Below are 26,611 nucleotides of genomic sequence, written 5' to 3'. Positions count from 1 at the left end.
CTGTGCCCGGGCGAACCGGGGTGAGGGACTGGCCCTCACCGGTTCACCGGGAGTTATACGGAGCTACGAGCCCGCGTACGTGCATTGCGACGCTTCAGCGCGCGACGCTCGTCTTCGCTCATACCGCCCCACACGCCGGCATCCTGGCCGGACTCGAGTGCCCAGGACAGGCACTCAGCGGTGACAGGGCACCGCGTGCAGACGACCTTGGCATCGGCGATCTGCGCGAGTGCCGGGCCACTGTTTCCCACGGGGAAAAATAGTTCCGGATCTTCGTCGCGACAGATTGCCTTGTGGCGCCAGTCCATCCTCTGCTCCTTACCGGGCGCCGCAGCGCCGTGTTGATTGTTGTTACCGCGATCTGTGTCGTTGCGTTTTCGACTGATGTTCACTCGTGCGTATCCAATGTTTCCGCACTGTTGCTTGTGAATGCTTTCACGAACTTAGGGGAAGTCAAGAGATAGCCGCGCGTCCGTGGTCAAGCTCACTCTGTTAGGCTGCCTTAAGCCTCCTGCGCTCCTTTGTACCCGCTCGAGGGGCAATGTGCAGAGGTTTTCCCAGCAAAAACGCTATGACGCTGCCCACGGCGCCCGGTCTGGGTGCGTCGAAAACCGGTTGAAAACTACCCATTCGGGCAGTATCAGGACCTGTTCTCCGCGATGACCTCGAGCGCCGACGGTGTCGAGTGAAATTCGGCCTCGGTGCGCAATCCGAGGAAGTCTCCGTCCATTTGCAACCCGATGGGTTCGCTGGACGTGATCTTGATGCGTGGAACGTCGTCGACTCGAAAGAGCTTGCGTGACTTGGGTTCCGCGCCTGCAGACAGGAGTTGGCGAGATACGTTCAGGCTCGGCAGGACGCGCGTCGTCCGCATCGCGAAGAGTCCGAGTCCGGTGTCGAACGAGGTGCCCGGATTGGTGTGCACCGGACGCTCGTTCAGATAGGTCCACGGACTCGAGTTGGAAACGAAAGCGTAATGCACGCCCGTTACCGGATCGTGATCTGGAATTTCGACGGTGAGTTTCGGATCACGTCGTTTGTTGCGAAAGAAGGCGCTGACGGCGGCGCGAACGTACCGAGTCGCGGAGACGGGTCCGCCGTCCTTTCGGCCCGCGTCGATCGCCTGGCACACGTCGGCGTCGAGACCCAGACCGGCGTTGAACGTGAACCACCTGTTGTCGCAGTGGCCGAGACCGATGGTGCGGCGCGATCGCGCGGCAAGAAGGTCGATCAGCTGATTGGTGGCGGCAACCGGGTCGGCGTGGATTCCGAGTGAGCGTGCGAAGACGTTGGCGCTTCCGCCGGGGACCACGGCCAGAGCCGGGATGGGACCGATCGTGACGGCGCGCATCGATGTGGGCAGTGGGACCCCGAGCAGCCCGTTGATCACCTCGTTTACGGTGCCGTCTCCACCGTGGACGATGACCAGACCGACACCGTCCTCGCGGGCCTGGCGTGCCAGTTCCGCAGCATGATCGCGGTGGGTCGTGTGTGCCGTGGTGACGCGCACCCGACTCGACAGCGCGTGGGCCAGAAGGTCGCGGGCCGCCGGCGTGGTCGACGTTGCATTCGGGTTCACGATCAGCAGCGCGCGCACGGGGCGTCAGCCTATCCGGTTCTCGGCGTCGGTCCGGTATCGGTGTCGCGCCGGTATCGGTCACGGGGTGCCGTCGGGACAGAACCCTGTCGGGCAGGATCGGTGTTCTAGGCTTTACCGGTGTCCACGCCATCCCTGCCCTCGGTGCCTCCACCTGCGTTCAGGGCCGCAGGAGTTCTCGTCGCGGTGGAAGGAGCGGTTGCCCTCGTCGCAGCGGTGGTCCTTCTCGTTCGCGCGATGAACGGCGTGGAGGACCAGGTTGCGAACGGGTACGGAACGGCTGGTTGGTTCGCGGTGATCGGCGTTGCCGTCGGTACGGCGGGAGTCGCTCTCATTCTGGGTCAGCGGTGGGGACGGGCAATCGCCCTCGTCGTTCAACTGTTGCTGTTGCCGGTCGTGTGGTCCTTGCTGACCGATTCTCACCAGCCCCTGTACGGTGTGCTGCTCGGTGCGGGCGCTCTGGCGATACTCGCGCTGCTGTTCAGCCCGCCGTCGTCGAGGTGGATGGCAGCGCAGTACGTCGATGCCGACGACGAGACGCTCTAGCTGCGGGCGGATGCGCGCGCTGCGAGTGCCCTGAGTGGTTCGCCTCCGAGGCGGAACGCTGTCCATTCGCTCTGTGCCACCGCTCCGAGAGATTCGTAGAAGCCGATCGACGGCGTGTTCCAATCCAGCACAGACCAGCCGAGTCTGGTGTACCCGTGCGTCACGCACTCGGCAGCGAGTGCAGCGAGCAGGTCGGATCCGATTCCCGACCCCCTGAGCTCCGGCTGCACGTACAGGTCTTCGAGGTAGATGCCGTTCACGCCGTCCCACGTCGAGAAACTGAGGAACCACATCGCGAACCCGACGACCTGACCGTCGACGTCCGCGACGTGTGCGAACACCGACGGATCGGCACCGAACAGGGCCGAGCGGATCTGATCCGGACGCACGGTGCACTGCTCCCGCAGCTTCTCGTACTCCGCCAGTTCGTGGATCAGGCCGGTGATGGCGTCGACGTCTCGGTCGGTGGCCCGCCGAATCACGATGCAACTCCGGTCCGAACCGACGGATGGATGTTGTGCACCACGACCTGCCGGAACGAGTGCTCGAACCCGAGGACCGAATACGCGGCAGGGGAGAGGGCGAACCTCTTGCCCTCGGAGACCGGCAGTTCCAGCCAGCGAGTCAGCAGAGCCCTCGAGAAATGTCCGTGTCCGACGAGGACCACGTCGCGTTCGCCCAGGGCCGGAAGAATCACCGACAGCACCAGGTCCGCGCGTGCGCCGACCTGCTCGACGGACTCGCCACCCGGACACGGATGGGTCCACACGGTCCAGTGCGGCACCGTCCGTTGGATCTCGGCGGAGGTCTTTCCTTCGTAGTCTCCGTAGTCCCACTCGGACAGTGCGTCCCACTCCCGTTCGACGGTCAGCCCCGCGAGCTGCGCGGTCCGCAGCGCCCGTGTTCGTGGACTGCTGACGATCAACGGGTCACGCAGGCCGAGCTCGCCGACGAGTTCGCCTGCCGCGGCCGCTTGGCGTTCTCCGACGTCGGTCAGTGGAACGTCCGTCGTGCCGGTGTGCCGTCCCGAGGTGGCCCATTCGGTCTGGCCGTGGCGCAACAGAACTACACGTCCGGAAGCAGTAGTCCCGGAATCAGGGGTCGAGGTGGGGGTGGCGCTCATGGAAGCAATGATGCCGTGTCGGGTGTCACAGGCCTGCAGGTGGTTACCCGTACAAAACGGATTGAGTCGGACGGGCCGTCGGTGGATACTGTTCCGGTCGCGCGACGCACTCGGTTGCTCGCGCATGGGGGCTGCCCGGGGATGCATCGAACTTCTCGGGGACGGATGGTCCACCGACGGAACGGACACACCGCGCACGTTGTCGTGCGTGTTCAGGCAGATGGTGGGCAGTGTTCCTGCTCACCGAGACACGAAGGACGATCGACCATGACGCAGCCAGGGGTAAGTCCGAATCCGGTGAAGCCGGACAAGCTCGACTCCGCCGTCCTCAAGATCGCGGGTGTCGTCGTTCTCGGCGCCATCATGTCCATTCTCGACGTCACCGTGGTGAGCGTCGCGCTTCCCACGTTCATGGACGTGTTCGACGCGACGTACGCGACTGTCGCCTGGACGATGACGGGATACACGCTGGCGCTGGCGACGGTGATTCCGCTGACCGGCTGGGCGGCGGACAGGTTCGGTACCAAGCGCCTGTACATCACCGCTCTCGTGCTGTTCGTGCTCGGCTCGGTGCTCTGCAGCTTCGCGTGGGACATCACCACGCTCATCGCTTTCCGTGTGCTTCAGGGACTGGGCGGCGGCATGCTGATGCCGCTCGGCATGACGATCATGACCAGGGCCGCAGGTCCCGAGCGGATCGGTCGTGTCATGGCCGTGCTGGGCGTGCCGATGCTTCTCGGACCCATCAGCGGCCCGATCCTCGGCGGATGGCTGCTGGAGGCTGCGAGCTGGCACTGGATCTTCCTGATCAACGTTCCGATCGGCGCGGTCGCGCTGATCGCAGCAATCGTCATCTTCCCGAAGGACGATCCGACGCCGTCGGAATCGTTCGACTTCGTCGGCATGCTGATGCTCTCTCCCGGCCTCGCACTGTTCCTGTTCGGAGTGTCCTCGATTCCCGAGACCGAGACGGTGTGGGCTGTTCGCGTGCTGGTGCCGGCGATCGTCGGTTTCGTGTTGATCGTCCTGTTCGTCTTCCATGCCCTTCGCACCGAGCATCCGTTGATCGACCTCAGGTTGTTCGCCAACCGGGCGCTCACCGTGGCGGTCCTGACGACCGTCCTGTTCATGGTTGCGTTCATGGGCGCGGGTCTGCTGTTCCCGAGCTACTTCCTGCAGATCCGCGGGGAGACGACTCTGGCTGCAGGTCTGTTGCTGGCGCCCCAGGGAATCGGCGCGATGTTGACGATGCCCATCGCGGGCACCCTCGCGGACCGCATGGGCCCCGGCAAGATCGTGCTCGCGGGCATGGTGTTCATCACCGCGGGCATGGCTGTCTTCACACAGGTCGGTGCCGACACCTCGTACGTGATTCTGCTCGGTGCGCTGTTCGTCATGGGCATGGGTCTCGGTGCGACGATGATGCCGATCATGACCGCTGCTCTGCAGACGCTCACCGATCACAACGTCGCGCGAGGATCGACGTTGATGAACATCGTGCAGCAGACGGCGGGCTCGATCGGTACGGCGGTCATGTCCGTGGTGCTGACCAATCAGTTGAAGGACGTCGCGAAGGCGACGTCTCCGGTCGAGGCTCTCGACATCTCGGCGGGAGCGTTCGGCTCCACGTTCATGGTCGCGCTCGTGCTCATCGTGCTGACCTTCGTGCCGGCGTTCTTCCTGCCCCGGAAGAAGATCACTCCGGCAGAGGGTGCGGACAGCGCCAAACCGGTTATGCTGCACTGATTTCGGTGACGGGCGCGTCGGACCGGGACTGTTCCTGGCCCCTTCCCGACGCGCCCACGACCCGCTCGCTCTGGCCGATCGCCCCGATGTAGGCAAGGATCGGGGGCGTGACGACAGTACTGGCGGTAGCGAATCAAAAGGGCGGCGTCGCGAAAACCACCACGGTGGCTTCACTTGCGGCGGCGCTTCATGCACTGGACCGGCGGGTTCTGGTGGTCGATCTCGACCCGCAGGGGTGCCTGACGTTCTCCCTCGGGCACAACCCGGACAAACTCGAGACGTCCGTGCACGAGGTCCTGACGGGGGATACCCCGGTGGCCGAGGCGCTGCTCGAGACCGACGAGGGTATCGACCTGCTTCCGGCAACGATCGATCTCGCGGGCGCCGAGGCACTGTTGCTCATGCGTGCGGGCCGTGAATACGCGCTGAAGCGAGCGCTGGCGCCGATTCTCGACGACTACGACGTCGTGATCATCGACTGTCCGCCGTCGTTGGGTGTGTTGACACTCAACGGGTTGACGGCCGCCCGGTCGGTACTGGTGCCGCTGCAATGCGAAACACTTGCTCACCGCGGCGTCGGGCAGCTGCTGCGGACGGTCTCGGAAGTTCAACAGATCACCAATTCCGAACTGTCGCTCCTCGGCGCGCTCCCCACGTTGTTCGACGCACGCACCACGCACAGCCGCGACGTTCTCGGTGATGTCTCCGACCGCTACTCCCTTCCGGTTCTCGATCCGCCCATTCCTCGGACGGTGCGTTTCGCGGAGGCGTCGGCGTCGGGGGCGACGGTGTTGTCGGGTCGAAAGAGCAAGGGTGCGCAGGCGTATCGAGACCTGGCGGGGAACCTGTTGGAGCACTGGGAGAACGGATCCCCGCTCCGCACCTATTCGCCCGAGGACTGACCCTCCGTGCCGGAGAGTGCAACCAGGTCGGTACCGCGTTGTTCGATGAGTACGTCGCCGACGACGGCGAGTCCGACCGGGCCGGAGTAGTCACCGCGGTCGACCGGGATCGTTCGTTCGGCGGTACCCGTCGACGGATCGATGACCGCTGTGCCGTCCTGGACCGGCAACAGCAGGCGTCCGGCCATCAGTGTGCCGGGGCCGAGCGCGCCGGGCACGGTCCACTGCGGTGACAGATCGCTCAGATCCAGTGCGACAGTGCTGGATCCGGTCCACCAGCTGAAGACGTTCGCGGCCTTGACGACCGTCGGATACAGATCGGCCGGTACCTCGGGCACCGTCCCGTCCGGAAGATCGAATTCGGTGAGAGGCTGAGCATTGCCGTCGAACAAGGCGACCTTCGCTGGTTCACCGGAATGCGGTGGGATCGACAACGCCACCCGATCCCCCGAGGCGATGAGGACGCGCGCTCCCTCCACTGGGCCGTCGGCGCTGGTCAACGACGCGACGACGCTGGAGCCGTACTCCTGAGGTTCGGTGGCGTCCTTCGGTGCCGGGTTCATGGTGGTCAGCCGTGCACCAGATTCCTCGGGGCACTGCTCGAGTACCGCTACGCGGGAACTGTTCGACGCGGTGGACAGCAGGGTGCAGCCGGTGCGAGGTTGGGTGCCGGGGTTCTGCGGGGCGTCGACCCGTCCGTACTCGAGGGTCCGTACGAGGTCCGACCGCCAGAGTTCCATGCGCGTGTCACCCAGGGATGTGACGTAGGTTCCGTCGTCGCTGAGACGGACTTCGGAATCTGCGTCGCTGGATCGCTGAGCTTTGCGTGATCCCGTCGCCCCGTCCAGTTCGGTGACCTGTGCGCATCCGCGGTCGTCGGCGAACACGGCGACGGCGGTGTTCCATGCACTTGTCACTGCGCAGAGCGGAACGTCCCTGCGGTAGCTCCACGCTGTCTCACCGGTGGACGGATCCAGACCGTCCACTCCGCCGTCGTCACCGCTCACCACGGCGCTGCCGGTGACCACCGGTGTCGACGTGAGCGGGCTCTGCGCTCGCCACACTTCGGTCAACGACGCGGGCACGGTGAGTGCGGTGGTGGCCTGCGGCAGTGGAGTGGGCGCGGTCTCGGACGTCGTGCCGTGTGCGTCGCTTCGGAACCAGATGACCCCGGCAGCGAGCACCGCGACAACCAGAATGGTTGCCGCGGCGACGAGATCCGAGCGTCGACGACGTTCGGGTGCAAGCACAGAAGAAGGCTACTCGGCTGCCGGTGCTGACGCGGGCGACGACTCGGGGGTGGAGCTCGGCTGTCCGGACGAGGCGGGCGAGCGGCGGCGGCGACGCCGACGCTTGGGTGCTGCGCCGTCACCGGACGGGGCGTCACCGCTGGTGCCCGACTCGGTCGGGGCGCTGTCCGAGGACGTATCCCCGCCTGCGGCTGTGCCGTTGGTTGCAGCTGCGGCTGTGCCGTTGGTTGTAGCTGCATCGGCCTTGCCGCCGCGGGTGCGACGGCGGGCGCGGGTTCGGCGTGGCCGAGAAGGTTCGGCTGCTGCATCCGAATCGACGGCACTGTCGACGCTGTCGGTGACTTCGCCGTTGTCGCCCGTGTGCGCGCGTTCGGTCCGCTCCGGCGCCTTCTTGATCGAGCCGGTCACGCCGTCGGGGATGCCCAGTTCCTCGAAGAGGTGCGGTGAGCTCGAGTAGGTCTCGACCGGGTCCGGGATTCCGAGGTTCAGCGCTTTGTCGATCAGCTGCCAGCGAGGGATGTCGTCCCAGTCGACGAGGGTCACGGCGATGCCGGTGCGGCCTGCGCGGCCGGTGCGGCCGATGCGGTGGACGTAGGTCTTCTCGTCCTCCGGGCACTGGTAGTTGATGACGTGAGTGACGTCGTCGATGTCGATGCCTCGCGCTGCCACATCGGTCGCGACCAGGACGTCGATGCCGCCTGTCCGGAACTTCTTCAGTGCCTTCTCGCGCTGGATCTGTCCGAGGTCACCGTGCACGGCACCCACGGCGAACCCGCGTTCGAGGAGTTCCTCGGAGACCTTCTGCGCGGTGCGCTTGGTGCGGGTGAAGATCATGGTCGCTCCGCGGCCTTCTGCCTGGAGGACCTTGGACACCATCTCGACCTTGTCGAGAGCGTGCGCGCGGTAGATGTGCTGCGCGGTGCGATCGTGCACGGCGGAGGACTCTGCTTCCTCGGCACGGATGTGCGTGGGCTGCGTCAGGAACGTGCGTGCGAGCGTGATGATCGGTCCGGGCATGGTGGCCGAGAACAGCATCGTCTGGCGACCACGCGCGGAGCCTCCGGCCGAGGGACCGCGAGTGGAGCCTGCGGAATGAGCCGAGGGACCGCTGGGCACCATGCCGAGGATGCGCTCGATGTCGGGGAGGAATCCGAGGTCGAGCATCTCGTCGGCCTCGTCGAGAACGAGTACGCCGATCTTGCCGAGGATGAGGTGGCCCTGTTTGGCGAGATCGAGGAGACGACCGGGGGTGCCGACGACGACGTCGACGCCCTTCTGCAGCTGTGCGATCTGGGCCTCGTAGGGACGCCCGCCGTAGATGGACAGGATCTCGACGGACTTGCCGCCGGACTTCAGGAACTTGGACGCATTGGTCAGATCCGAGGTCACCTGAACACACAGTTCGCGGGTGGGGACGATGACGAGCGCGCGGGGTGTGCCGTCGAGTGCCGCGGTGCCGGAGTCGGTCGTGGCTATGCGGTGCAGGAGCGGTACGCCGAAGCCGTACGTCTTGCCCATTCCGGTCCTGGCCTGACCGATGAGGTCGTCGCCGGCGAGGGCGAGGGGGAGGGTCAACTCCTGGATGGCGAAGGTCCGCTCGATGCCGATGGCCGTCAGGGACTTGACGATGTCCTCGCGAACACCGAGTTCCGCGAAGGTCGGGGGTACGTGTGTGTCGTCGAGCTGGGCGGACAAGGTGGTGTCGCCGGTGTCGGATTCTTGGTCGATAACGATCTTGCTCAGGGGTCTGGCCTTCCTCGTGTTCACACGTACGCACAAGGAAGGGCACAGGCCTATTGCCGGCCGAAGTCGATGCCCTCGATCCTGGTCTGTGATTTCGCCTCGAGCCTCAGCCGTGTCGGTGGAACGTAGTGGTACTCGACAGGCGGCGAAGCAGTCGTAGCGACCCGGATCAGGTGCGCACACATTGTCGGTGTGGTTCGACGCGTGGAAAATCGGTCCGTGTCATCGGTCCGGGCGTCGATCCGTGCACCATGGTAGCTTGCCGACCGCCCAAAACCCGTATTCCGAGCTTTGCGGGACGTGAGAGGCATCGCGTTTCGGTGACAGCGCGCACGTGCGTCGGGCGCGACTACGATCGATTCTCATGGGAGCCCACTCGCCTGAATCGTTCGCCGCCGACGCCCTACCGACCACCCCGGAAGCCCTTCCCGACGCCACGGAAGCCCTTCCCGATGCCACGGAAGCCCTTCCCGATGCCACGGAAGCCCTTCCCGATGCCACGGAAACCTCCGATGCGCAGCCGCGGATTCCGTTCGATCATCCGGGAGTGTCCGAGCTGTACGCGGTGCTCGCGTACGGGGAGATCTCGGCGTTCTACCGCCTGGCCGAGGACGCGCGGTCGGCCCCGTCGATGCAGGGGCGGGTGGCGTTGGCGAGTATGGCGGCGGCCGAGATGAACCACTTCGAGACCCTCGTGTCCGCGTTGTCGGATCGCGGTCTCGACGTGTACTCCGCGATGGATCCTTTCGTGCGTGCGTTGGACGATTACCATGCGTCGACCAACCCGTCGACGTGGCTCGAGGTGTTGGTCAAGGCTTACGTGGGCGACGGGTTGGCCGCTGATTTCTACCGCGAGATCGCGCACACTCTCGATCCGGCCGTCGCGGCGACGGTACGAGAGGTGCTTGCCGAGACGGGTCACTCGGAGTTCGTCGTGCACGAGGTGTCCACCCGGGTGTCCGCCAGCTCGCAGGACAAGGCGCGGTTGATGTTGTGGGGGCGCAGACTGCTCGGTGAGGCGATCACGCAGGCGCAGTACGTGCTCGCGCAACGCGAGAGTCTGACCGATCTGGTGATCACGGCATCGGGTGACCTGAACGGTGTCGCCGCTCTGTTCGATCGGATGCAGGAGCAGCACGCGGAGCGCATGCGGGTGCTCGGCCTGGTCTGAGACCACGGTGTTCGCTGACAGCACACCGTCGGACGTCACCGCCGCCGCGTGGCTGCACTAGCCTGGTCGAAGCAGCTGAAGTTTCTCTACTGAGTTCGGAGGTTGGCCGTGGAGGTCAAGATCGGTGTGTCGGAAAGCTCTCGCGAGCTCGTCGTGAACAGCGCCCAGTCGCCCGAGGAGGTCGAGGCGCTCGTTGCCGAGGCACTCGCCGGCAAGAAGGACGTGCTGTCGCTGGTGGACGAGAAGGGGCGTAAGTACCTCGTCCAGTCGGCGCGAGTCGCGTACGTGGAGATCGGTCCGGCCGACGCCCGCAAGGTCGGTTTCGCCACGGTGTAAGTGCACGGAATGCACACGAGAAGAGGGGCCGCGCAGTCGATGCGCGGCCCCTCTTCCGGTGTCCGGGTAGGAAGTGTGCGAGTGCGGCAGTGCCGATGTTCTAAGGAGCTTGGAGCGGCACGTGGGACAGGCCACCCCATGCCAGCGACACGGTGGTGTCGACGGCGTCTTCCTTGGAGATCGGGCGGTCCGCTTCCAGCCAGTAGCGTGCCGTGAACTGACTTGCTCCGACGAGCCCGACAGCGAGCACGCGGGCGCGGTACGGGTCGAGGCCGGAATCGTGTGCAACGAGGTCGAACACCGCGTCGACGCACGCTTCGGTCGCCTGCTCCACCCGGGCGTTGACCTGAGGGTCGCCCATCAGATCTGACTCGAACACGAGCCGGAATCCCTGGGTGTCGGTGTCGACGAAGTCGTAGAACGCGAGTACGGCAGCTCGGACGCGCTTGCGGTTGTCGGTCGTCGAACGAAGGGCCTGACGCACGCCGGCGATCAGGGTGTCGACGTAGCTCTGCAGCACCGCCAGGTAGAGCTCGAGCTTGCCGGGGAAGTGCTGGTAGAGCACCGGCTTGCTGACGCCGGCGCACTCGGCGATCTCGTCCATTCCCGACGCGTGATATCCGCGACTGACGAACACTTCGCTCGCAGCCGCGAGGAGTTGCGCGCGGCGTGCGTCGCGAGGCAACCGTGCGCTGCGCCGGTTCGCCTGTGAGGTCGAACGGTCCGAGGACATTCGATCCGCCAGTTCTGTCATGTAAGAAGTTCCCATCCGCATCGTCACCGCGCCGAAGGGGTGTCCGTAGCGCAGGTCGTGGAGCAACGATACCCGCAGCGCGCCGCATCGTCGGGACGGCGGTGCGCCAGTCGCAGTGACGAATACCAGAGAAACGGCGCTCTCACCCCGTTTCGCGTGCACTACGGCGGTGTGGGGATTGTTCTGAAGTACAAACATCGGCGCGGCGAACGGCGTATGCCGGCGACTGTGAGATTCTGGCGAGGTGAGTGACCGAGGTGGGCCGCGACGCAGCGGGAGGGCGTGGGCCGACGACGAGTACGACGACCAGCGTCCGGCCTCTGCCGCACGGCGCGTCGAGCGGCGTCACCCGGTCGAGGGCCGGAGCCGGGACGGGGACTTTTCCCGTGGTGTCGGCGGCCGGGGTTCTCACCAACCTCTGCGGGCTCAGTGGGATCCGACGGCGCGTGACGAGTCGGCTCGCACTCGGGCGCCGCGACCGCCTCGGCAGGCGAAGAAGCAATCCAAGCTGGGCAAGTTCACGTCGGTGTACGGGTGGCGCGCCTATGCGGTTCCGGTTCTGCTGGTGGTGACGTCGTTGGTGGTTTTCGATGCGGTGCGTACCGGTGAGCCGACGACGACGGCGTCGTCGGGTATCGATCAACCGGCTGATCCGGGTTTCGGTGCCCTCAGCCCGAGTGGGGATTCGACGGGTGTGATCGGTGTTCCGCCTGCTGCGGACGGCAACTTCGCGGATTCCGTTCCCTCCGGTGAGCTGCCCGACGGAGGTTCGTTCACGGTCCAGGGTGCGGGGACGTGGCATGTCGTGCAGGGCTCGACCGGTCAGGTGGGCCAGGGGAGCGAACGGGTGTTCACCTACACGGTCGAGGTCGAGGACGGTGTCGACACGGCCGGTTTCGGCGGCGAGGAGTCGTTCGGCCGACTCGTCGATCAGACGTTGGGCAATCCGAAGAGCTGGACCAACGATCAACGCTTCGCTTTTCGACGGATCGATCAGGGTGAACCGGATTTCCGCATCTCGCTGACGTCTCAGATGAGCATTCGGCAGGCCTGCGGGTACGACATTCAACTCGAAGTGTCCTGCTACAACCCCGGTATCGGCCGCGTCGTGCTCAACGAGCCGCGCTGGGTTCGGGGGGCCATCGCGTTCCAGGGTGACATCGGTTCGTACCGGCAGTACCAGATCAACCACGAAGTCGGGCACGCCATCGGATACCAGCAACATCAGCCGTGCGAAACCGACGGTGGCTTGGCGCCGGTGATGATGCAGCAGACGTTCGGAACAGCCAACGACGACATCGCCCGGCTCGATCCGGAGGGCGTGGTTCCGATGGACGGAAAGACGTGCCGATTCAATCCCTGGCCGTATCCGCGAGGCTGATGTCGGCGAGTAGCGTGGCCTGAAGTCCGCCGCCGTGGCACGGGGCCACGGTCGGCGGTGCCCGCGAGGAGAAAGCAAGTCGATGAGCGTGTTGCCGCCCCTGGTGGAACCGTCGGGCCCGTTGTCCTACGACGAGGTCGCCCGCTACAGCCGCCACCTGATCATTCCCGATGTCGGCACTGTCGGTCAGCGACGTCTGCGCGCCGCGCGTGTGCTCGTCATCGGCGCCGGGGGCCTCGGCTCGCCTGCTCTGCTGTACCTGGCCGCAGCCGGGGTGGGCACGCTGGGAATCGTGGAATTCGACGACGTCGAGTTGTCCAACCTCCAGCGTCAGGTCATTCACGGGGCGTCCGATGTGGGGCGGCCCAAGGCCGTCAGTGCGCGTGAGTCCATTCTCGAGCTCAACGACGGCGTCGACGTGCGGCTGCACCAGATTCGGCTGGACAACAGCAACGCGGTGGACCTGTTCCGGCAGTACGACCTGATTCTGGACGGCACCGACAATTTCGCGACTCGGTATCTGGTCAACGACGCTGCGATCCTGGCGGGCAAGCCGTACGTGTGGGGGTCGATCTACCGGTTCCAGGGCCAGGTATCGGTGTTCTGGGAGGACGCCCCCGGTGGTCTCGGGCTGAACTACCGCGACCTCTACCCGGAGGCGCCGCCGCCGGGACTGGTGCCGTCGTGCGCCGAAGGCGGTGTGCTCGGTGTGCTGTGCGCGTCCGTCGGTTCCATCATGGTCACCGAGGCGATCAAACTGATCACCGGAATCGGTGAGACCTTGCTGGGGCGGCTCATGATCTACGACGCGTTGTCGATGAGTTACCGAACCCTGCGCGTCCAGCGGGACCCGGATCGGCGTCCGGTCACCGAGCTGATCGACTACGACGAATTCTGCGGTGTGGTCACCGACGAGGCAGCCGATGCCGCCGAATCGTCGTCGATCACCCCCGCGGAACTCGCGGCGTTGTTGAAGGGGCCCGACGAGATCGCGCTGATCGACGTGCGTGAGCCGGTGGAGTGGGACATCGTCAGGATCGACGGCGCGACGCTCGTTCCGAAGGGTCGATTCCTGTCCGGTGAAGCGATGGCGGAGCTTCCGCAGAATCGCCGAATCGTTCTGCACTGCAAAACCGGAATTCGGTCGGCGGAGGTGTTGGCAGTGCTGAAGAAGGCCGGTTTCGCCGACGCTGTTCACCTGCACGGTGGCATCGTCGCGTGGGCTCGGCAGATCGATCCGTCTCTTCCGGTGTACTAGCGCGCCTTCCTCCCTGTCGGAAGCGGCCCACGGTAGCGTGACGAACGTGAGCTCAGTGGAACCCCCTCAGCACGTGATCTCCACGTTCGGGCTGCGCGACGTGCCTCCCGTGCCTCTCGGTGCGGATTGGGACGGTGGATGGAGGCTCGGCGACGTCGTGCTGTCCCCGGTCGCCGACCACGCGCGAGCCGCGTGGTCCGCGAAGGTGCGCGAGACCTTGGCCGTGGACGGTCTGCGTTTGGCGCGCCCGGTGCGGTCGACGGACGGCCGCTACGTCGTGAGTAGTTGGCGCGCGGACACGTTCATCGTCGGCTCGCCGGAACCGCGGCACGACGAGGTCGTCTCCCTGTCGGTGAGGCTGCATGCCGCGACTGCCGGCTTGGAACGACCGCGCTTTCTGGTGCAGCCGCCCGTCGCGCCGTGGTCCGATGCGGACGTCTTCACCGCCGCGGACCGTGCAGCGTGGGAGGCGACGCCGCTGCGTGTGGCTCGTGCGGCCGGGGCGCCGGAGGTCACCTCGGTGGACGGCAAGCAGAGCCTGGAATTGATCAAGCAGCTTGCGAGCCTCCGCAAGCCGGTGGGTGTCGGTGATCAGTTGGTGCACGGTGACCTGTTCGGGACCGTGTTGTTCGACGGAAGCGAGGCGCCGGGTATCACCGACATCGCGCCGTACTGGAGGCCGGCCTCCTGGGCAGCCGCGGTGACGGTCGTCGACGCGATCTCGTGGGGCGGAGCCGACGACGCGTTGATCGGGCGTTGGGAAGATCTCCCGGAGTGGCCGCAGATGTTGTTGCGCGCGTTGATCTTTCGATTTTCCGTTCATGCGCTCCACCCGCGTTCGACCCCGGAGGCATTCCCCGGTCTCGCGCGCACCGCGGACCTGGTGAGGCTGCTGCTCTGAGCGACGAGGGCTCGGGAGTCAGTGTTCCGGCGCCTCGAGTTCGTCGAAGAACCTCAGTGATGCCGTGCGAGCGCCTTCGGCGTCGCCGCGGACGATGGCGTCGACCAGTGCCGAGTGCTCGTCGTCGTATCCGTTGTCGTGGTCCGCGACGTGGTGGTGCATCGTCTGGACGATGATCGGCATCAGCGAGTCGTAGAACTCGAGGTAGATGGCATTGTGACTGGCCGCGACGATGGCGCGGTGGAATTTGGCATCGACCGCGATCGCGGTATCGGTGCCGTCGTGCGCCCACGCCGAGTGCCTGTCGGCGAGCGCCGCGGTCAACGCGACGACGTCGGCAGCGTCGCGGCGTTCGGCCGCCAGCATCGCCGCGGTCACTTCGAGGGTGCGTCGCAGCTCGGTGACGTCGCGATCCTGCGCGTCGGCGAAGTACTTGCCGAGCGTTCCGCCCAGGTCCGAGGTCGCCAGCACGAATGTGCCCGACCCTTGACGGCGTTCGACCATTCCTGCGTGCACGAGGGCCTGCACTGCCTCGCGGACGGTGTTGCGGCCGGTGCCGGTCAGTTCACAGAGCTCGGCTTCGGTGGGGATTCGGGTGCCGACGGGCCAGCGTTCGGCCACGATCTCGGCCCGCAGTTGCGCTGTCACCTGCGAGATCAGGCTGGACCGTTGAACCTGCTGCACCCGTGCTCTCCCCGTCGTCGTTCGATGTTGTCGGCTTGTCGTTCGGCGGCCAGTTTAACTTCTTTGCGTCTGGTGATCCGGTCATCCTATGATTTCTGCCGTGAGTACTACCGCAACGACCGAGACCGGGGCAGGCGCCGAGGCGCAGAACCTTCTGCGCGGGCGCGTCCTTGTATTCGCCGCCATCATCGTCTCCGCGTTGACGCTCCGCGCCGCAGTGACGTCCATCAGCCCGTTGTTCGGCCGTATCGGAACCGACCTGCAGTTCGGGTCGTCCGTCGTGGGACTCATCGGCATGCTTCCTCCGGCGATGTTCGCCGTCTTCGGACTGTTGACGCCCGTCCTGGTCAAGCGAACCGGTATGGAACGCGCTGCTCTTCTCGCGATGGCGTTGACGACGGTCGGCATGGCCACGAGGGCCTTCGCTCCGGGCACCGCGTCGCTCATTCTCCTGTCCGCGGTGGCTCTCGCCGGAATGGGAATCGGCAACGTCGTCATCCCACCTCTGGTGAAGCGGTACTTCTCCGACCGACTCGCCATCGTGAGCACCATGTACATCTGCGCACTGCAGGTCAGCACCATGGTCCCGCCGTTGCTGGCGGTGCCGGTCGCCGACGCGCACGGGTGGCGACTGTCCATCGGAATCTGGGCGTTCGTGGGCCTGGCCGCGGCCCTGCCCTGGCTGGGCGTGGTGATGTCGCGTCGCGGCCACGACGTCGCGGACACGACCGGCGAGGGCGGCACGTCCGCTGTGCACGAGAAGCCGCAGGGTCGTATCTGGCGGTCGTCGCTGGCCTGGGGGATGGTCGGCATGTTCGCGATGACGTCGTTCATCACCTACGCGATGCTCACGTGGCTGCCGACCGTGCTCACCGACGCAGGCATCGGGGAGGCCGCAGCAGGGGCGTCGGTGGCCGCGTTCGGTGGAATGGGTCTGATCGCGTCACTGGCCGCACCGTCGCTGTGCGCTCGGCTGCGCAACCCGTACGGCCTCGTCGTCGCCGCCGCTGTCTTCTACCTGGTGGGATTCGCCGGCCTGCATTTCACCCCGACCAGTGGAACGGTGGTGTGGGTCTGCCTCGTCGGGCTCGGCACCATGACGTTCCCGATGTCGTTGACGCTCATCAACCTTCGGACACGGACTCCGGCGGGATCATCCGGCCTGTCCGGGTTCACGCAGGGATTGGGCTACGTGGTCTCGGCGACGGGTCCGCTGTCTTTCGGTTTCCTGCACACGCTCTCCGGGGGCTGGGGCGTCCCGATCCTGGTTCTCACCGGTTGCGTCGCAGTTCTGCTTGTCGCGGGATACCAGTGCTGCAGGCCCCGCATGCTCGAAGACACGTGGTGAGGCGCAGGCTCGACGACATTCATGCGCGGAGAAGATCGACCTTCGGCGACCATGTCAGTCACCCCGGCACCACAGACTTGCACAGCGTTGTAGCGGATTTGCTGTACGTATCGCTTACGACGACGGAGGCGGCAATCGTATTGTGGGAGACGCAAGCCTCTGTACACCCTCGCGTCGCAAGAAACTGTCTGCAGCATCTTCGGCAAGCAGCCCGCCAATTCCATCCGCGCTACGCCCCTCCCGACGATTTAGGGGACTCACAAGGTGACCAACTTGTACTCCGGGACAATTGCACAACCACACCGGACTGATTAAAGAATCGGATATCAAAAATCCGCAGTTGATGCATCAACGGTGGTCGTCACTTCAGCATGACGGTGCGGAAACTACCCGCAGCTATCCATTCGGTTGAATAACCGCCTCGATGGCAGGCTGGGCTGTCTCACTTTTCGGTCGGTCCGGCCGATACGCGCAGCACCGCGGCATGCGTCATGACTGCCGTACGCCGCGGTGCTGCCGGATACTGACTGTTCGTCACACCGTCAACGACTGTCCCGTCCTCGGCGAACGAGCAAGCCGAGAACCAGTGAACCGAGAACCATCCCGGTCACCGCGCTCGAACCGGACCATCGGACATCGTCGGACATGCTGAAGATCCCGGTGTACCCAACCACGAACAGGATCGCGATGGCCGCCGCTCCGCCGGCAGCCACCACGCTCGAACGTCCAGCTCCGCGGCGTATCGCCACAGCGAGCGTCGCCGCCACGATAGCGACCGCATACACAACAGCGGCAGCGCCGAACGTCGACCACCCCGCGGAAGAGACAACGACCGGAACGGCAACTGCGACAACGACAACGAGGGCGATCACTCCGAGACCGGGGCCGCCGAAGAAGTCTTTCGTGCGCCGGTCCGCTCTGAGCAGTGCGTCGTTCATCAGATGTACTCCCAAATGATCCCACCGGCGCAGCTGACTGCGCCGAGCACGCCGAGCCTACGTACCAAGAACTTCGCGGCCCGGTCCCAACTGGTCAACTCGGCTTCGATGCTGGCCCAGAAACCGGTGGCAGTCAGTGACACGCCCAAGCAGGCTGCGACGACCCGCTTGATTTCGTCGACGATCCCGGCGCGGAGCAGCGGGTTGTTCTCCAGCGCCGCTGCGGACCGTTCGTAGGTGGTGCCATCCGCGAGGTACCCCACCACGCTGCCGTCGGTGCGATACTCCAGAGCCACTGTTCCTGTGAGGATTTGCTCGTTGCCGGCGGCGGCAAGCTGGTCGTTGAAGAGCACCAACTTCTCCGCGTCGATCTGCTCGACACGATCCTGATCCACTGGCTGCTCCTGCTCCTGCGCCTCGCCAGTAGTGGGACCGGGACCGACGCTGGGCTGAGCAGACGCGGGCACGGCGAAGATCGTCAATGCGATCGCCGCGACCAAACCGGATGACACAGCAACATTTTTCACGTGCACAGCTCACTCCAATTTCTGTCTTCCCGGTTCATGGGAGGGAAGTCGATTCGGGTACGGACCGGCCAGCAAGGTCGCGCCAAGATGCTGGGCCGGGTGGAACGGCGACACGGCACGCTCACGCGAGCATGCCCATCAGCTCCCACACGGGGCTGGAAGAAGACCGTCCCGACGTGTCCCAGGATCGAACTTCACACACCGAAGCGTATTGCTGTGGAACTTACCAAACGGAGTCGGACACTGCATGGCAACGTTTGGTGTGCCGTTTACTCGACGGTCAGCACAACCAGCAAGGCGCACTGTCCCGATTCGAGGTCGAGTAGCGACGCCGACAGCTCGACGGGTTCGTATCCGCCGTCGATGGTGAGAAACCGGACTGTCAGCGCAACGCTGTGACCCGGACCGGATGTGCGCAGCTCGTCGACTGCGCGTTGCGCCGCAGGAAGGTCCGCTGGATCGATGATCGGGTTGTCCGTCGTGTTGTCGGACATCCACGCGATGCGCGGGGCCGCAGGGCCGTGCCAGTACAGCAGGTTGAGCGTATCGGGGTCGGAGATGGCTCGGTACTGCCGCGGCGGTGTCAACGCCTGCGCGATCCGATCCCCGAGTGCCGATCGTCGGGGTCTCGACTGGGGTGGAGCATGGCCGATATCGACCGAGAGCCCTCGAAGGAACCGGACTTGCGCGCCATTCTCAGTCGACGACCCGGACTTCTCAGTGACCGAGTGCACAACGAAATGCACTTGCCGATCACCGTCCGGGCGGTGTTCGACCACTGTGTACCGATCGATGCTGCGTCCGGACTTACGAGCGAGCCCGGCCAGAGCCGCGGTGTTGTGATCTCCCATGTCGAACACACGCAATGCATCCGCGATCGGACGCCGCACCGGCACACCGAGATCGGCCCAGCTCGACGACATTCCCACTGCCTCACTACGATAGGCGAATCCTTCGGCCAAATCCCATACGAAGCACCATGACGGCGAAGGAACTGCCACGAGTTCTTCCTCTGGGTGAGTGCTCACCCACACCCCGTGCACACGGCTGAGAACGCTGTCGATGACTGGCACTGCTGTGATGCGTCTCGATCGCGAAATGCTCACGCTGACTGGGTCCTTCGCGCGGACCGATGCCCGTACAACCTCCAGCATGCGGTCCTGATTTCGAGTCACCACCGACTGCAGCGGTACACCGGATCGCACTTTGTCTCCGACCATCACCACCGACATCGCCCGCAGATCGACCACATCGACAAGCAACCAACTGCTCTTCCCCGCTGTCACCGTTCAACCATCGCACACACGGCCACGATGGGGGTGCATGCGTCAGTGCACGCACTGGGCTCGGACCTCTCGGGCGACGAAGGCGACGTCGTCGACGACATGGGTGTTCAGCCACATCTTGGCCGTGAGCAGGCCGGCGTTGCCGGAAGCGCACACCGCGGAGACGTTCATGGTAGGGCCGTGACAGTGGTGTTCCTGCATGAGTTGGGAGATCGGTGTCGAGGGCATCAGTTTCAGGTAGTCCCGCACCCGCCGTCCAGCCGCGGGTGTAGGCGTCGGTGATGGCCTCATTCGCAGCGGTGCGCGGCTGAACCGGCTCGCCGATCCGTCGGCACCGGCGCCGCCGTCGGGGATTTTCGCCAATCACCGGGCCGTTCGCCACCGAACCGCGGGATGCGCGCCGAGCGGAAACAGTGCAGCGTCGGTGGTGACCGCGACGGCGTCCTCACGGCAGGCGTTCCGTGTTCGTGAGACCAAGTTAATCAAGGGGTCACCGCGCGCAGCGCCCGCGCAACATGGTTTTTCTATCTTTGGGTCTCCCACGCGATCAGGAGGCCCACGTGACCAGCATTCCCGAGGCACCACAAGCCGATGCGGCGCCCGAATCGACACCCACACCGTCGACACCCCCTCCGGGGACGGTGCCGGTGTCGATCAAGCACCGCATCAGCCACTGGAACTCCGAGGACGTCGCGGCCTGGGAGGCCGGTGGAAAGGCGATCGCGAAGCGGAATCTGATCTGGTCCGTAGTCGCCGAGCACGTCGGCTTCTCCATCTGGTCGATCTGGTCGGTCATGGTGCTGTTCATGCCTGTGTCGGTGTACGGAATCGACGCCGCAGGAAAATTCTTCCTCGTCGCCGTTCCCACGCTCGTCGGCGCTGTGCTTCGTATCCCGTACACCTTCGCGACAGCGAAGTTCGGCGGTCGGAACTGGACGATCTTCAGCGCTCTCGTACTTCTGGTCCCGACGGTGCTGACCATGTACTTCATGCTGAACCCGGCGTCGTACACGACCTACATCGTCGTCGCGGCGTTCGCGGGCCTCGGCGGCGGCAACTTCGCATCGTCGATGACCAACATCAATGCGTTCTACCCGCAGCGTGAGAAGGGCTGGGCGCTCGGCCTGAACGCCGGCGGCGGCAACATCGGCGTTCCCGTCATTCAGCTGATCGGTCTGCTCGTGATCGCGACGATCGGCAACACGGCACCGGAGATCGTCTGCGCCGTCTACCTCGTCTTCATCGCGATCGCCGCAGTCGGCGCCGCACTGTTCATGGACAACCTCGACAACCAGAAGACCAACGGGCGCTCCATGATCGACGTCCTCAGGTTCTCGGACTCGTGGTGGATCGCGTTCCTCTACATCGGCACCTTCGGTTCGTTCATCGGTTTCAGCTTCGCGTTCGGCCAGGTGTTGCAGATCAACTTCCTCGCGGGATTGACCGACGGTGCACCGGCGACGGCCGCCCAGCAGGCGCAGGCGTCACTCCACGCAGCTCAGATCGCTTTCCTCGGTCCACTTCTCGGATCCATCTCCCGCCCGTTCGGCGGCAAGCTCGCGGACAAGATCGGTGGCGGCAAGATCACGCTGTACACCTTCGTGTCGATGGTGTTCGCCACCGGCATTCTGGTGGCCGCAAGCACCTGGGACGACAACACTGCGGGGGCAGCCAGCGGCACGATGATGGCGCTGTTCGTCGTCGGATTCATCCTGCTGTTCCTGCTGTCCGGTCTCGGCAACGGCTCGGTCTACAAGATGATTCCGGCGATTTTCGCCGCCAAATCAACCGAGCTGCAGGGCATGTCGACCGAGGAACAGCAGCACTGGTCCCGCCGGATGTCCGGAGCGCTCATCGGAATCGCAGGCGCCATCGGCGCCTTGGGCGGCGTCGGCATCAACCTGGTTCTGCGCGCGTCGTACTCCGGTGAGGCGAAGTCCGCGACCACGGCCTTCTGGGTGTTCCTCGCCTTCTACGTACTGTGCTGCGCGGTGACATACGCCGTCTACCTGCGCAGACCGCGTGTAATCGCCGACGAGGCCACCCAGTCCTCGGTGGAAGTCTGACGCCCTCCCCGTCTTTCAATGCTCTGCAGTAATTCTCGGAAGGAACCCCTGATGAAGAACGCGACGAAGAACGCGGTGGTCATCGGTCACGGCATGGTCGGACATCGCTTCGTCGAGGCATTGCGGTCTCGCGACGAGGCAGCGGAATGGAAAGTCACCGTCCTCTGCGAGGAGGCGCTGCCTGCCTACGACCGCGTCGGTCTGTCGTCGTACGTCGGGGCCTGGGATCACAAGGAACTGGCGCTCGCCGGCAACGACTACCCGGGCGACGCCGCGGTGGACATGCGGCTCGGTGTCCGCGCGGACAGCGTCGACCGCGAAGGTAGGACGGTTGCGACGTCGACCGGTGAGGTGATCGGTTACGACGCACTGGTGTTCGCGACTGGCTCCTACCCGTTCGTGCCGCCCATAATCGGACACGACCTGGACAAGTGCTTCGTCTACCGCACCCTGGACGATCTGGATCGCATTCGCGCCCGCGCCGACGCGGCGGGACCGGGCGCGGTCGGCGTGGTCGTCGGCGGTGGCCTCCTGGGGCTGGAGGCAGCCAATGCGCTGAAGAAGCTCGGAATGACTCCGCACGTCATCGAGTTCGCGCCGCGGTTGATGCCGCTGCAGGTCGATGAAGGCGGCGGCGCGCTCCTGGCGCGGCTGGTGACCGACCTGGGGCTCAACGTGCACACCGGCGTCGGGACGTCGTCCATCACCGAGAACGACAGCGCCGGGCTGACGGTCGAACTGTCCGACGACAGCACCATCGACGCAGCCCTGCTGGTCTTCTCCGCGGGCGTGCGTCCACAGGATCGTCTGGCACGGGAGAGCGGCCTCGACGTCGGGGAACGTGGCGGCATCCTTGTCGACGCCGGCTGCCGCACATCCGATTCGGCAGTGTTCGCCATCGGTGAGTGCGCCGCCGTCGACGGTCGCTGCTACGGACTGGTCGCACCGGGGTACTCGACGGCGGAGGTCGTCGCGGACAGGTTGCTCGGCGGCGCTGCCGAGTTCCCGGGCGCGGACATGTCCACCAAACTCAAATTGATGGGCGTGGATGTCGCCAGTTTCGGTGACGCCATGGCCGCAACGCCGGGTGCACTCGAGGTCGTCTTCAGCGATGCACCGAAGGGGACGTACGCCAAACTTGTCGTCTCCGACGATGCGAAGACGTTGCTCGGTGGAATTCTCGTCGGCGATGCCACCGCCTACTCGCTGCTGCGTCCGCTCGTCGGTCGTGAATTGCCGGGCGATCCAGGCTCGTTGATCTCACCCGTAGCGGAAAAAGTGGGCATCGGCGCACTTCCCGACGAGGCCGAGATCTGTTCGTGCAACGGTGTCACCAAAGGTGCGATCTGCGGCGCGATCGCGGACGGGGCGTGCGATGTCGCCTCGGTCAAGAACTGCACCACCGCCGGTACCACCTGCGGAGGCTGCCTGCCGTCCATCAAGCAACTGTTGGCGGCGTCCGGTGTCGTGATGTCGAAGGCACTGTGCGAGCACTTCGGTCAATCCCGCGCGGAACTGTTCGAGATCGTCCGCGCGACGAACACGCGCACGTTCTCGTCGCTGATCGCCAAGTACGGAACGGGAAGTGGCTGCGATATCTGCAAACCTGTCGTCGCGTCGATTCTGGCGTCCACTTCCTCGGACCACATTCTCGACGGCGAACAGGCGTCTCTGCAGGACACCAACGATCACTTCCTGGCGAACATCCAGAAGAACGGAACCTACTCGGTCGTACCGCGAATGCCGGGCGGCGAGTGCACCCCGGAGCAACTCATCGTCATCGGTGAGGTCGCCCGCGACTTCGGCCTCTACACCAAGGTCACCGGTGGCCAGCGCATCGATCTGTTCGGTGCACGCGTCGAGCAGTTGCCCGCCATCTGGAAGCGACTGGTCGACGCAGGCATGGAATCCGGCCAGGCGTACGGAAAATCGCTGCGGACGGTGAAGAGCTGCGTCGGGTCGAGCTGGTGCCGATACGGTGTCCAGGATTCGGTGGGAATGGCCGTCGATCTCGAAAACCGTTACCGCGGACTGCGGTCTCCGCACAAGATCAAGTTCGGAGTGTCCGGCTGTGCACGCGAGTGCGCCGAGGCCCGCGGGAAGGATGTCGGCGTCATCGCGACCGAACACGGCTGGAACCTGTACGTCGGTGGCAACGGCGGACAGTCTCCGAAGCACGCTCAGCTGCTGGCGTCGAACCTCGACGATGCGACGCTGGTCAGTTACATCGACAGGTACCTCATGTTCTACGTGCGGACAGCGGACCGGCTCCAGCGCACCGCGCCGTGGCTCGATTCTCTCGACGGTGGTCTCGACCATCTGAAGGCCGTCGTGTGCGAGGACAGCTTGGGCATCGGCGCCGAGTTGGAGGCCGACATGGAGCGCCACGTCGCGGGCTACAAGGACGAATGGGCAGGCGTACTCGAAGACGAGGAGAAGCTCGGCCGCTTCGTGTCGTTCGTCAACGCTCCCGCGGAGTCGGACCCGACCATCTCGTTCGACGACACCGGCCGGCGCAAGGTGCCGGTGTTGATGGGCATGCCGAAGATCGGCGCCTGAGCACCTCACGCGGGTCGGTTCCCGGGTCTGCACGCATGTGCACACCCGGGTAATCGGCCCTTAACGACGAAGAAACATCGGCACAGTGCAATTGCATCAGGAGGTCCGACACCATGACTGTCATCGATTCGCTCAGTACCACCACACCGGCCGCGGGCGGCACTCATTCGGCTCGTGAGTGGACACCGGCGTGCACCGTCGATTCCCTGGTACCCGGCAGGGGAGTAGCCGTGCTGTTGCGCGGAGGTACACAGGTAGCCCTGTTCCTGCTCGAGACGGGCGAGACCTACGCCGTCGGCAACGTCGACCCGTTCGGTCGTGCGGCCGTCATGTCCAGAGGACTCGTCGGCGATCGGGCCGGGGAGGCGACCGTCGCGTCGCCGCTGCTCAAGCAGGTTTTCTCGCTGGTCGACGGACGGTGCCTCGACGACGAGAGCGTCGGCCTCGGTTCCTTCGAGACCAGGACGGACGGCGGCGTCATCCACGTGCGGGGCGAATCGACGTGACGAGTGCAGCCGAGGCGGGAACGGAGTCGTGCGCTGCGACACCGATCTCGGGGGAGCCTCTGGCCGGATTCGCCGTCGGGATCACCGCGTCACGCCGGGCCGACGAGCTCGAGACACTGCTGCAACGACGAGGTGCGACGGTCATGCACGCACCCGCGATCCGAATCATCCCGCTGGCCGACGACGCCGAGTTGGAACGCGTCACCGAGGAAATCATTGCCGACCCTCCCGAGATAACCGTCGCCACCACGGGTATCGGTTTTCGAGGATGGATCGAGGCCGCGGAGGGGTGGGGCCGAGCGGAAGCGTTGAACGAGGCCCTCGCGGCGTCGAGAGTTCTTGCTCGCGGGCCCAAGGCGAAGGGCGCCATTCGAGCCGCCGACTTGCGAGAAGAGTGGAGCCCGGCGTCCGAATCCTCGGCGGAGGTGCTCGAACACCTGCTCGCCGAGGGTGTCGAGGGCACACGGATCGCGGTTCAGCTGCACGGTGCCACGACCGAATGGGAGCCGGTGCCCGATTTCTGCGAGGCGTTGCGCAATGCCGGCGCCGAGGTCGTGCCGGTTCCGGTGTACCGGTGGACGGCTCCCGACGACAGCTCACCGATGGACCGGATGATCGAGGCCGTCGTCCTGGGGGATCTCGACGCGATCAGCTTCACGAGCGCCCCGGCGGTGGTGTCGCTGTTGATGCGGGCGGACGAGAACGGTGTTCTGGACGCGTTGCTGCATTCTTTGCGGACGCGCGTTCTCGCCGTGTGCGTCGGACCGGTCACCGCGGCGCCGTTGGAACAATCGAACGTGCCGACGACGCAACCGACGCGGGCCCGGCTGGGATCGCTCGCGCGGCACATCGCCGAGGAACTACCGAGGCGTGTCGCTCCGATGAGCGCAGGCGGTCACTCGCTGAGTGTGCGGAGTCGATGCGTCGTCGTCGACGGTGTCGTTCGGGCGGTGTCTCCGGCAGGCATGGCGATCCTGAAGACGTTGGCTGCCACACCGGGCCGCGTCGTGTCCAGGGACGATCTGCTCGGCGCTCTCCCGGGAGGCGGCGACGACACCCATGCCGTCGAGACGGCCATGACGAGACTGAGATCCTCCCTCGGTGCGCCGAAAGTGATTCAGACAGTGGTCAAGCGGGGCTATCGACTCGCGATCGATCCGGTCGACACACTCCCCGATGCACCATCCGACACCGGCGTCGCTGCCGAGAGCGTCGGTGTAGCTGCATACCAGGAAGGAAGCAAGTACTGACATGAACGGTATTCGCTCTGCCGCAACACCTTCGCTGGTGTTGGTGGCCCATGGAACTCGCAATCCACGCGGCGTCGAAATGATCGCGACACTGGCCGAGGCCGTCGGCGCCGAGGTCGGACCGACCCGGGTGGCGTTCGTCGACGTGCTGGGGCCGTCCCCTGCCGAGGTGCTGCGCGAGCTGGAGGGTCCCGCTGTGGTGGTCCCGGCGTTTCTGGCGTCCGGGTATCACGTGCACACCGATGTTCCACGTGAGGTCGCCGCGAGCGAGCATCCGTGCACGACGGTGACGCCGGCACTCGGACCGGACCGTGTGTTCGCCCGAGTGATGGTGGACCGACTGCTCGCGGCGGGCTGGCGACCGGGTGATGCCATCGTGTTCGCTGCGGCCGGGTCGTCGGATCGGCGCGCCCTCGCCGAACATCGCCGCGCTGCACTGATGGTGGCCGAACTGACCGACGTGCCGGTCCGGATCGGCTATGTCGCGACCGCCAGCCCCACCGTTCCCGACGCCGTGGCGACACTACGGTCGTACGGCCACCAGCGGGTGTTCGTGGCGTCGTATCTGTTGGCACGAGGGCTCTTTCACGACCGACTGTCCGACGCCGGGAGCGACGGCGTGGCCGATCCTCTCGGGCTGCATCAGGGCATCGTGGACCTCGTCGTCGACCGATTCCGTAGCGGCTCCGCCGAGCTTGCGGCGCGGTCGAACGACTACTCGCGCGGGTCCGTGCGGTAG

26 protein-coding genes and 1 pseudogene are annotated in these 26,611 nt (G+C 65.4%); 14 read left to right on the top strand and 13 right to left on the bottom strand.

Annotated features, from left to right (window positions below; translation table 11 throughout):
• Nucleotides 1–53: 53 nt before the first annotated feature.
• Nucleotides 54–308, bottom strand: coding sequence for a WhiB family transcriptional regulator (locus H292_RS0116650; RefSeq protein ID WP_026347946.1), 255 nt, complete (start codon nucleotides 306–308; stop codon nucleotides 54–56).
• Nucleotides 309–640: 332 nt separating this feature from the next.
• Nucleotides 641–1,597, bottom strand: a complete 957-nt coding sequence (locus H292_RS0116645) for a diacylglycerol/lipid kinase family protein (RefSeq protein ID WP_019666098.1) — start codon at nucleotides 1,595–1,597, stop codon at nucleotides 641–643.
• A 120-nt stretch (nucleotides 1,598–1,717) separates the two neighbouring features.
• Between H292_RS0116645 and H292_RS0116640 the strand changes: the two genes are divergently transcribed.
• Nucleotides 1,718–2,143 carry a hypothetical protein gene (locus H292_RS0116640; protein WP_020112108.1) on the top strand — a complete coding sequence of 142 codons (426 nt, stop codon included), beginning with the start codon at nucleotides 1,718–1,720 and terminating at the stop codon, nucleotides 2,141–2,143.
• Here H292_RS0116640 and H292_RS0116635 read toward each other — a convergent pair.
• The gene (locus tag H292_RS0116635) at nucleotides 2,140–2,625 is read right to left on the bottom strand and encodes a GNAT family N-acetyltransferase (protein ID WP_019666096.1); all 486 of its coding nucleotides are present in this window, start codon (nucleotides 2,623–2,625) and stop codon (nucleotides 2,140–2,142) included. The genes H292_RS0116640 and H292_RS0116635 overlap by 4 nt on opposite strands.
• The gene (locus H292_RS0116630) at nucleotides 2,622–3,266 is read right to left on the bottom strand and encodes an acid phosphatase (RefSeq protein WP_179275226.1); all 645 of its coding nucleotides are present in this window, start codon (nucleotides 3,264–3,266) and stop codon (nucleotides 2,622–2,624) included. The genes H292_RS0116635 and H292_RS0116630 overlap by 4 nt, the downstream gene beginning before the upstream one ends.
• Nucleotides 3,267–3,533: 267 nt before the next feature.
• On the opposite strand from H292_RS0116630, the gene H292_RS0116620 reads away from it, so the two are divergent.
• Together H292_RS0116620 and H292_RS0116615 are read left to right on the top strand one after the other, a co-directional pair.
• Nucleotides 3,534–5,012, top strand: coding sequence for a DHA2 family efflux MFS transporter permease subunit (locus H292_RS0116620; protein ID WP_026347944.1), 1,479 nt, complete (start codon nucleotides 3,534–3,536; stop codon nucleotides 5,010–5,012).
• A gap of 107 nt (nucleotides 5,013–5,119) precedes the next feature.
• Complete coding sequence (locus H292_RS0116615) at nucleotides 5,120–5,914, top strand: ParA family protein (RefSeq protein WP_020112107.1); 795 nt, start codon at nucleotides 5,120–5,122, stop codon at nucleotides 5,912–5,914.
• Here H292_RS0116615 and H292_RS0116610 read toward each other — a convergent pair.
• Both H292_RS0116610 and H292_RS0116605 read right to left on the bottom strand, forming a co-directional pair.
• Nucleotides 5,896–7,164 (bottom strand): Rv3212 family protein, encoded by a 1,269-nt coding sequence (locus H292_RS0116610; RefSeq protein ID WP_019666091.1) that lies wholly within the window; start codon nucleotides 7,162–7,164, stop codon nucleotides 5,896–5,898. The genes H292_RS0116615 and H292_RS0116610 overlap by 19 nt on opposite strands.
• A 9-nt stretch (nucleotides 7,165–7,173) precedes the next feature.
• The gene (locus H292_RS0116605) at nucleotides 7,174–8,931 is read right to left on the bottom strand and encodes a DEAD/DEAH box helicase (protein WP_196806178.1); all 1,758 of its coding nucleotides are present in this window, start codon (nucleotides 8,929–8,931) and stop codon (nucleotides 7,174–7,176) included.
• 340 nt (nucleotides 8,932–9,271) lie between these two features.
• Between H292_RS0116605 and H292_RS27195 the strand changes: the two genes are divergently transcribed.
• Together H292_RS27195 and H292_RS0116590 are read left to right on the top strand one after the other, a co-directional pair.
• Nucleotides 9,272–10,078, top strand: coding sequence for a ferritin-like fold-containing protein (locus tag H292_RS27195; protein WP_020112105.1), 807 nt, complete (start codon nucleotides 9,272–9,274; stop codon nucleotides 10,076–10,078).
• 108 nt (nucleotides 10,079–10,186) lie between these two features.
• Entirely contained in the window at nucleotides 10,187–10,414 is a 228-nt protein-coding gene (locus H292_RS0116590) for a DUF3107 domain-containing protein (RefSeq protein ID WP_026347943.1), read from the top strand.
• 100 nt (nucleotides 10,415–10,514) lie between these two features.
• Here H292_RS0116590 and H292_RS0116585 read toward each other — a convergent pair whose 3' ends face one another.
• Nucleotides 10,515–11,168, bottom strand: coding sequence for a TetR/AcrR family transcriptional regulator (locus H292_RS0116585; protein WP_019666086.1), 654 nt, complete (start codon nucleotides 11,166–11,168; stop codon nucleotides 10,515–10,517).
• 244 nt (nucleotides 11,169–11,412) lie between these two features.
• On the opposite strand from H292_RS0116585, the gene H292_RS0116580 reads away from it, so the two are divergent.
• The 3 genes from H292_RS0116580 (at nucleotide 11,413) to H292_RS0116570 (ending at nucleotide 14,708) form a co-directional block, all read left to right on the top strand.
• Nucleotides 11,413–12,549, top strand: coding sequence for a DUF3152 domain-containing protein (locus H292_RS0116580; protein ID WP_019666085.1), 1,137 nt, complete (start codon nucleotides 11,413–11,415; stop codon nucleotides 12,547–12,549).
• Nucleotides 12,550–12,631: 82 nt separating this feature from the next.
• Nucleotides 12,632–13,807, top strand: a complete 1,176-nt coding sequence (gene moeZ, locus H292_RS0116575) for an adenylyltransferase/sulfurtransferase MoeZ (RefSeq protein ID WP_033190542.1) — start codon at nucleotides 12,632–12,634, stop codon at nucleotides 13,805–13,807.
• Nucleotides 13,808–13,853: 46 nt separating this feature from the next.
• Nucleotides 13,854–14,708, top strand: a complete 855-nt coding sequence (locus H292_RS0116570) for a TIGR02569 family protein (protein WP_026347942.1) — start codon at nucleotides 13,854–13,856, stop codon at nucleotides 14,706–14,708.
• A gap of 18 nt (nucleotides 14,709–14,726) precedes the next feature.
• Here H292_RS0116570 and H292_RS0116565 read toward each other — a convergent pair whose 3' ends face one another.
• A complete protein-coding gene (locus H292_RS0116565; protein ID WP_020112104.1) occupies nucleotides 14,727–15,392 on the bottom strand; it encodes a FadR/GntR family transcriptional regulator in 666 nt (221 codons plus the stop codon).
• A gap of 100 nt (nucleotides 15,393–15,492) precedes the next feature.
• Here H292_RS0116565 and H292_RS0116560 point away from each other — a divergent pair, with 100 nt between their 5' ends.
• Nucleotides 15,493–16,740: an MFS transporter gene (locus H292_RS0116560; RefSeq protein ID WP_019666081.1), complete on the top strand. Its 1,248-nt coding sequence runs from the start codon at nucleotides 15,493–15,495 to the stop codon at nucleotides 16,738–16,740.
• 542 nt (nucleotides 16,741–17,282) lie between these two features.
• Here the strand turns inward: H292_RS0116560 and H292_RS0116555 are convergent.
• The 5 genes and pseudogenes from H292_RS0116555 to H292_RS28760 form a co-directional block, all read right to left on the bottom strand.
• The gene (locus tag H292_RS0116555) at nucleotides 17,283–17,678 is read right to left on the bottom strand and encodes a hypothetical protein (RefSeq protein ID WP_020112103.1); all 396 of its coding nucleotides are present in this window, start codon (nucleotides 17,676–17,678) and stop codon (nucleotides 17,283–17,285) included.
• Nucleotides 17,678–18,190 (bottom strand): hypothetical protein, encoded by a 513-nt coding sequence (locus H292_RS0116550; protein WP_019666079.1) that lies wholly within the window; start codon nucleotides 18,188–18,190, stop codon nucleotides 17,678–17,680. The genes H292_RS0116555 and H292_RS0116550 overlap by 1 nt, the downstream gene beginning before the upstream one ends.
• 284 nt (nucleotides 18,191–18,474) lie before the next feature.
• The gene (locus H292_RS0116545) at nucleotides 18,475–19,206 is read right to left on the bottom strand and encodes a hypothetical protein (RefSeq protein ID WP_230594163.1); all 732 of its coding nucleotides are present in this window, start codon (nucleotides 19,204–19,206) and stop codon (nucleotides 18,475–18,477) included.
• 30 nt (nucleotides 19,207–19,236) lie between these two features.
• Nucleotides 19,237–19,491, bottom strand: a pseudogene (locus H292_RS28765) (GAF domain-containing protein); the annotation flags it as partial.
• 42 nt (nucleotides 19,492–19,533) lie between these two features.
• Nucleotides 19,534–19,662, bottom strand: a complete 129-nt coding sequence (locus tag H292_RS28760; RefSeq protein ID WP_019666077.1) for a hypothetical protein — start codon at nucleotides 19,660–19,662, stop codon at nucleotides 19,534–19,536.
• Nucleotides 19,663–20,132: 470 nt separating this feature from the next.
• Between H292_RS28760 and H292_RS0116535 the strand changes: the two genes are divergently transcribed.
• The 5 genes from H292_RS0116535 (at nucleotide 20,133) to H292_RS0116515 (ending at nucleotide 26,611) form a co-directional block, all read left to right on the top strand.
• On the top strand, nucleotides 20,133–21,557 hold the full coding sequence (locus H292_RS0116535; protein WP_019666076.1) for a nitrate/nitrite transporter: 1,425 nt from the start codon (nucleotides 20,133–20,135) through the stop codon (nucleotides 21,555–21,557).
• 51 nt (nucleotides 21,558–21,608) lie between these two features.
• The gene (gene nirB / locus H292_RS0116530; protein ID WP_020112100.1) at nucleotides 21,609–24,116 is read left to right on the top strand and encodes a nitrite reductase large subunit NirB; all 2,508 of its coding nucleotides are present in this window, start codon (nucleotides 21,609–21,611) and stop codon (nucleotides 24,114–24,116) included.
• Nucleotides 24,117–24,229: 113 nt separating this feature from the next.
• Complete coding sequence (gene nirD, locus H292_RS0116525; RefSeq protein ID WP_019666074.1) at nucleotides 24,230–24,622, top strand: nitrite reductase small subunit NirD; 393 nt, start codon at nucleotides 24,230–24,232, stop codon at nucleotides 24,620–24,622.
• The gene (locus H292_RS0116520) at nucleotides 24,619–25,872 is read left to right on the top strand and encodes a uroporphyrinogen-III synthase (RefSeq protein ID WP_020112099.1); all 1,254 of its coding nucleotides are present in this window, start codon (nucleotides 24,619–24,621) and stop codon (nucleotides 25,870–25,872) included. Before nirD ends, H292_RS0116520 begins: the two co-directional genes overlap by 4 nt.
• A gap of 1 nt (nucleotide 25,873) precedes the next feature.
• Nucleotides 25,874–26,611: a sirohydrochlorin chelatase gene (locus tag H292_RS0116515; RefSeq protein WP_080733952.1), complete on the top strand. Its 738-nt coding sequence runs from the start codon at nucleotides 25,874–25,876 to the stop codon at nucleotides 26,609–26,611.

The sequence above is a fragment of the Rhodococcus sp. 114MFTsu3.1 genome (assembly GCF_000383555.1).
In the GTDB taxonomy this organism is placed as follows: domain Bacteria; phylum Actinomycetota; class Actinomycetes; order Mycobacteriales; family Mycobacteriaceae; genus Rhodococcoides; species Rhodococcoides fascians_E.
Note: the sequence above shows the minus strand (reverse complement) of the source record. Positions and strands in the feature narration are given on the sequence as shown.

What these genes read in the sequence shown, in the direction of transcription:
- H292_RS0116620 (WP_026347944.1), top strand. Translation starts at nt 3,534, where the DNA reads ATGACGCAGCCAGGGGTAAGTCCGAATCCGGTGAAGCCGGACAAGCTC.
- H292_RS27195 (WP_020112105.1), top strand. Translation starts at nt 9,272, where the DNA reads ATGGGAGCCCACTCGCCTGAATCGTTCGCCGCCGACGCCCTACCGACC.
- nirD (WP_019666074.1), top strand. Translation starts at nt 24,230, where the DNA reads ATGACTGTCATCGATTCGCTCAGTACCACCACACCGGCCGCGGGCGGC.
- H292_RS28760 (WP_019666077.1), bottom strand. Translation starts at nt 19,662, where the DNA reads ATGAACGTCTCCGCGGTGTGCGCTTCCGGCAACGCCGGCCTGCTCACG.
- H292_RS0116515 (WP_080733952.1), top strand. Translation starts at nt 25,874, where the DNA reads ATGAACGGTATTCGCTCTGCCGCAACACCTTCGCTGGTGTTGGTGGCC.
- H292_RS0116650 (WP_026347946.1), bottom strand. Translation starts at nt 308, where the DNA reads ATGGACTGGCGCCACAAGGCAATCTGTCGCGACGAAGATCCGGAACTA.
- moeZ (WP_033190542.1), top strand. Translation starts at nt 12,632, where the DNA reads ATGAGCGTGTTGCCGCCCCTGGTGGAACCGTCGGGCCCGTTGTCCTAC.
- H292_RS0116630 (WP_179275226.1), bottom strand. Translation starts at nt 3,266, where the DNA reads ATGAGCGCCACCCCCACCTCGACCCCTGATTCCGGGACTACTGCTTCC.
- H292_RS0116555 (WP_020112103.1), bottom strand. Translation starts at nt 17,678, where the DNA reads ATGAACGACGCACTGCTCAGAGCGGACCGGCGCACGAAAGACTTCTTC.
- H292_RS0116585 (WP_019666086.1), bottom strand. Translation starts at nt 11,168, where the DNA reads ATGACAGAACTGGCGGATCGAATGTCCTCGGACCGTTCGACCTCACAG.
- nirB (WP_020112100.1), top strand. Translation starts at nt 21,609, where the DNA reads ATGAAGAACGCGACGAAGAACGCGGTGGTCATCGGTCACGGCATGGTC.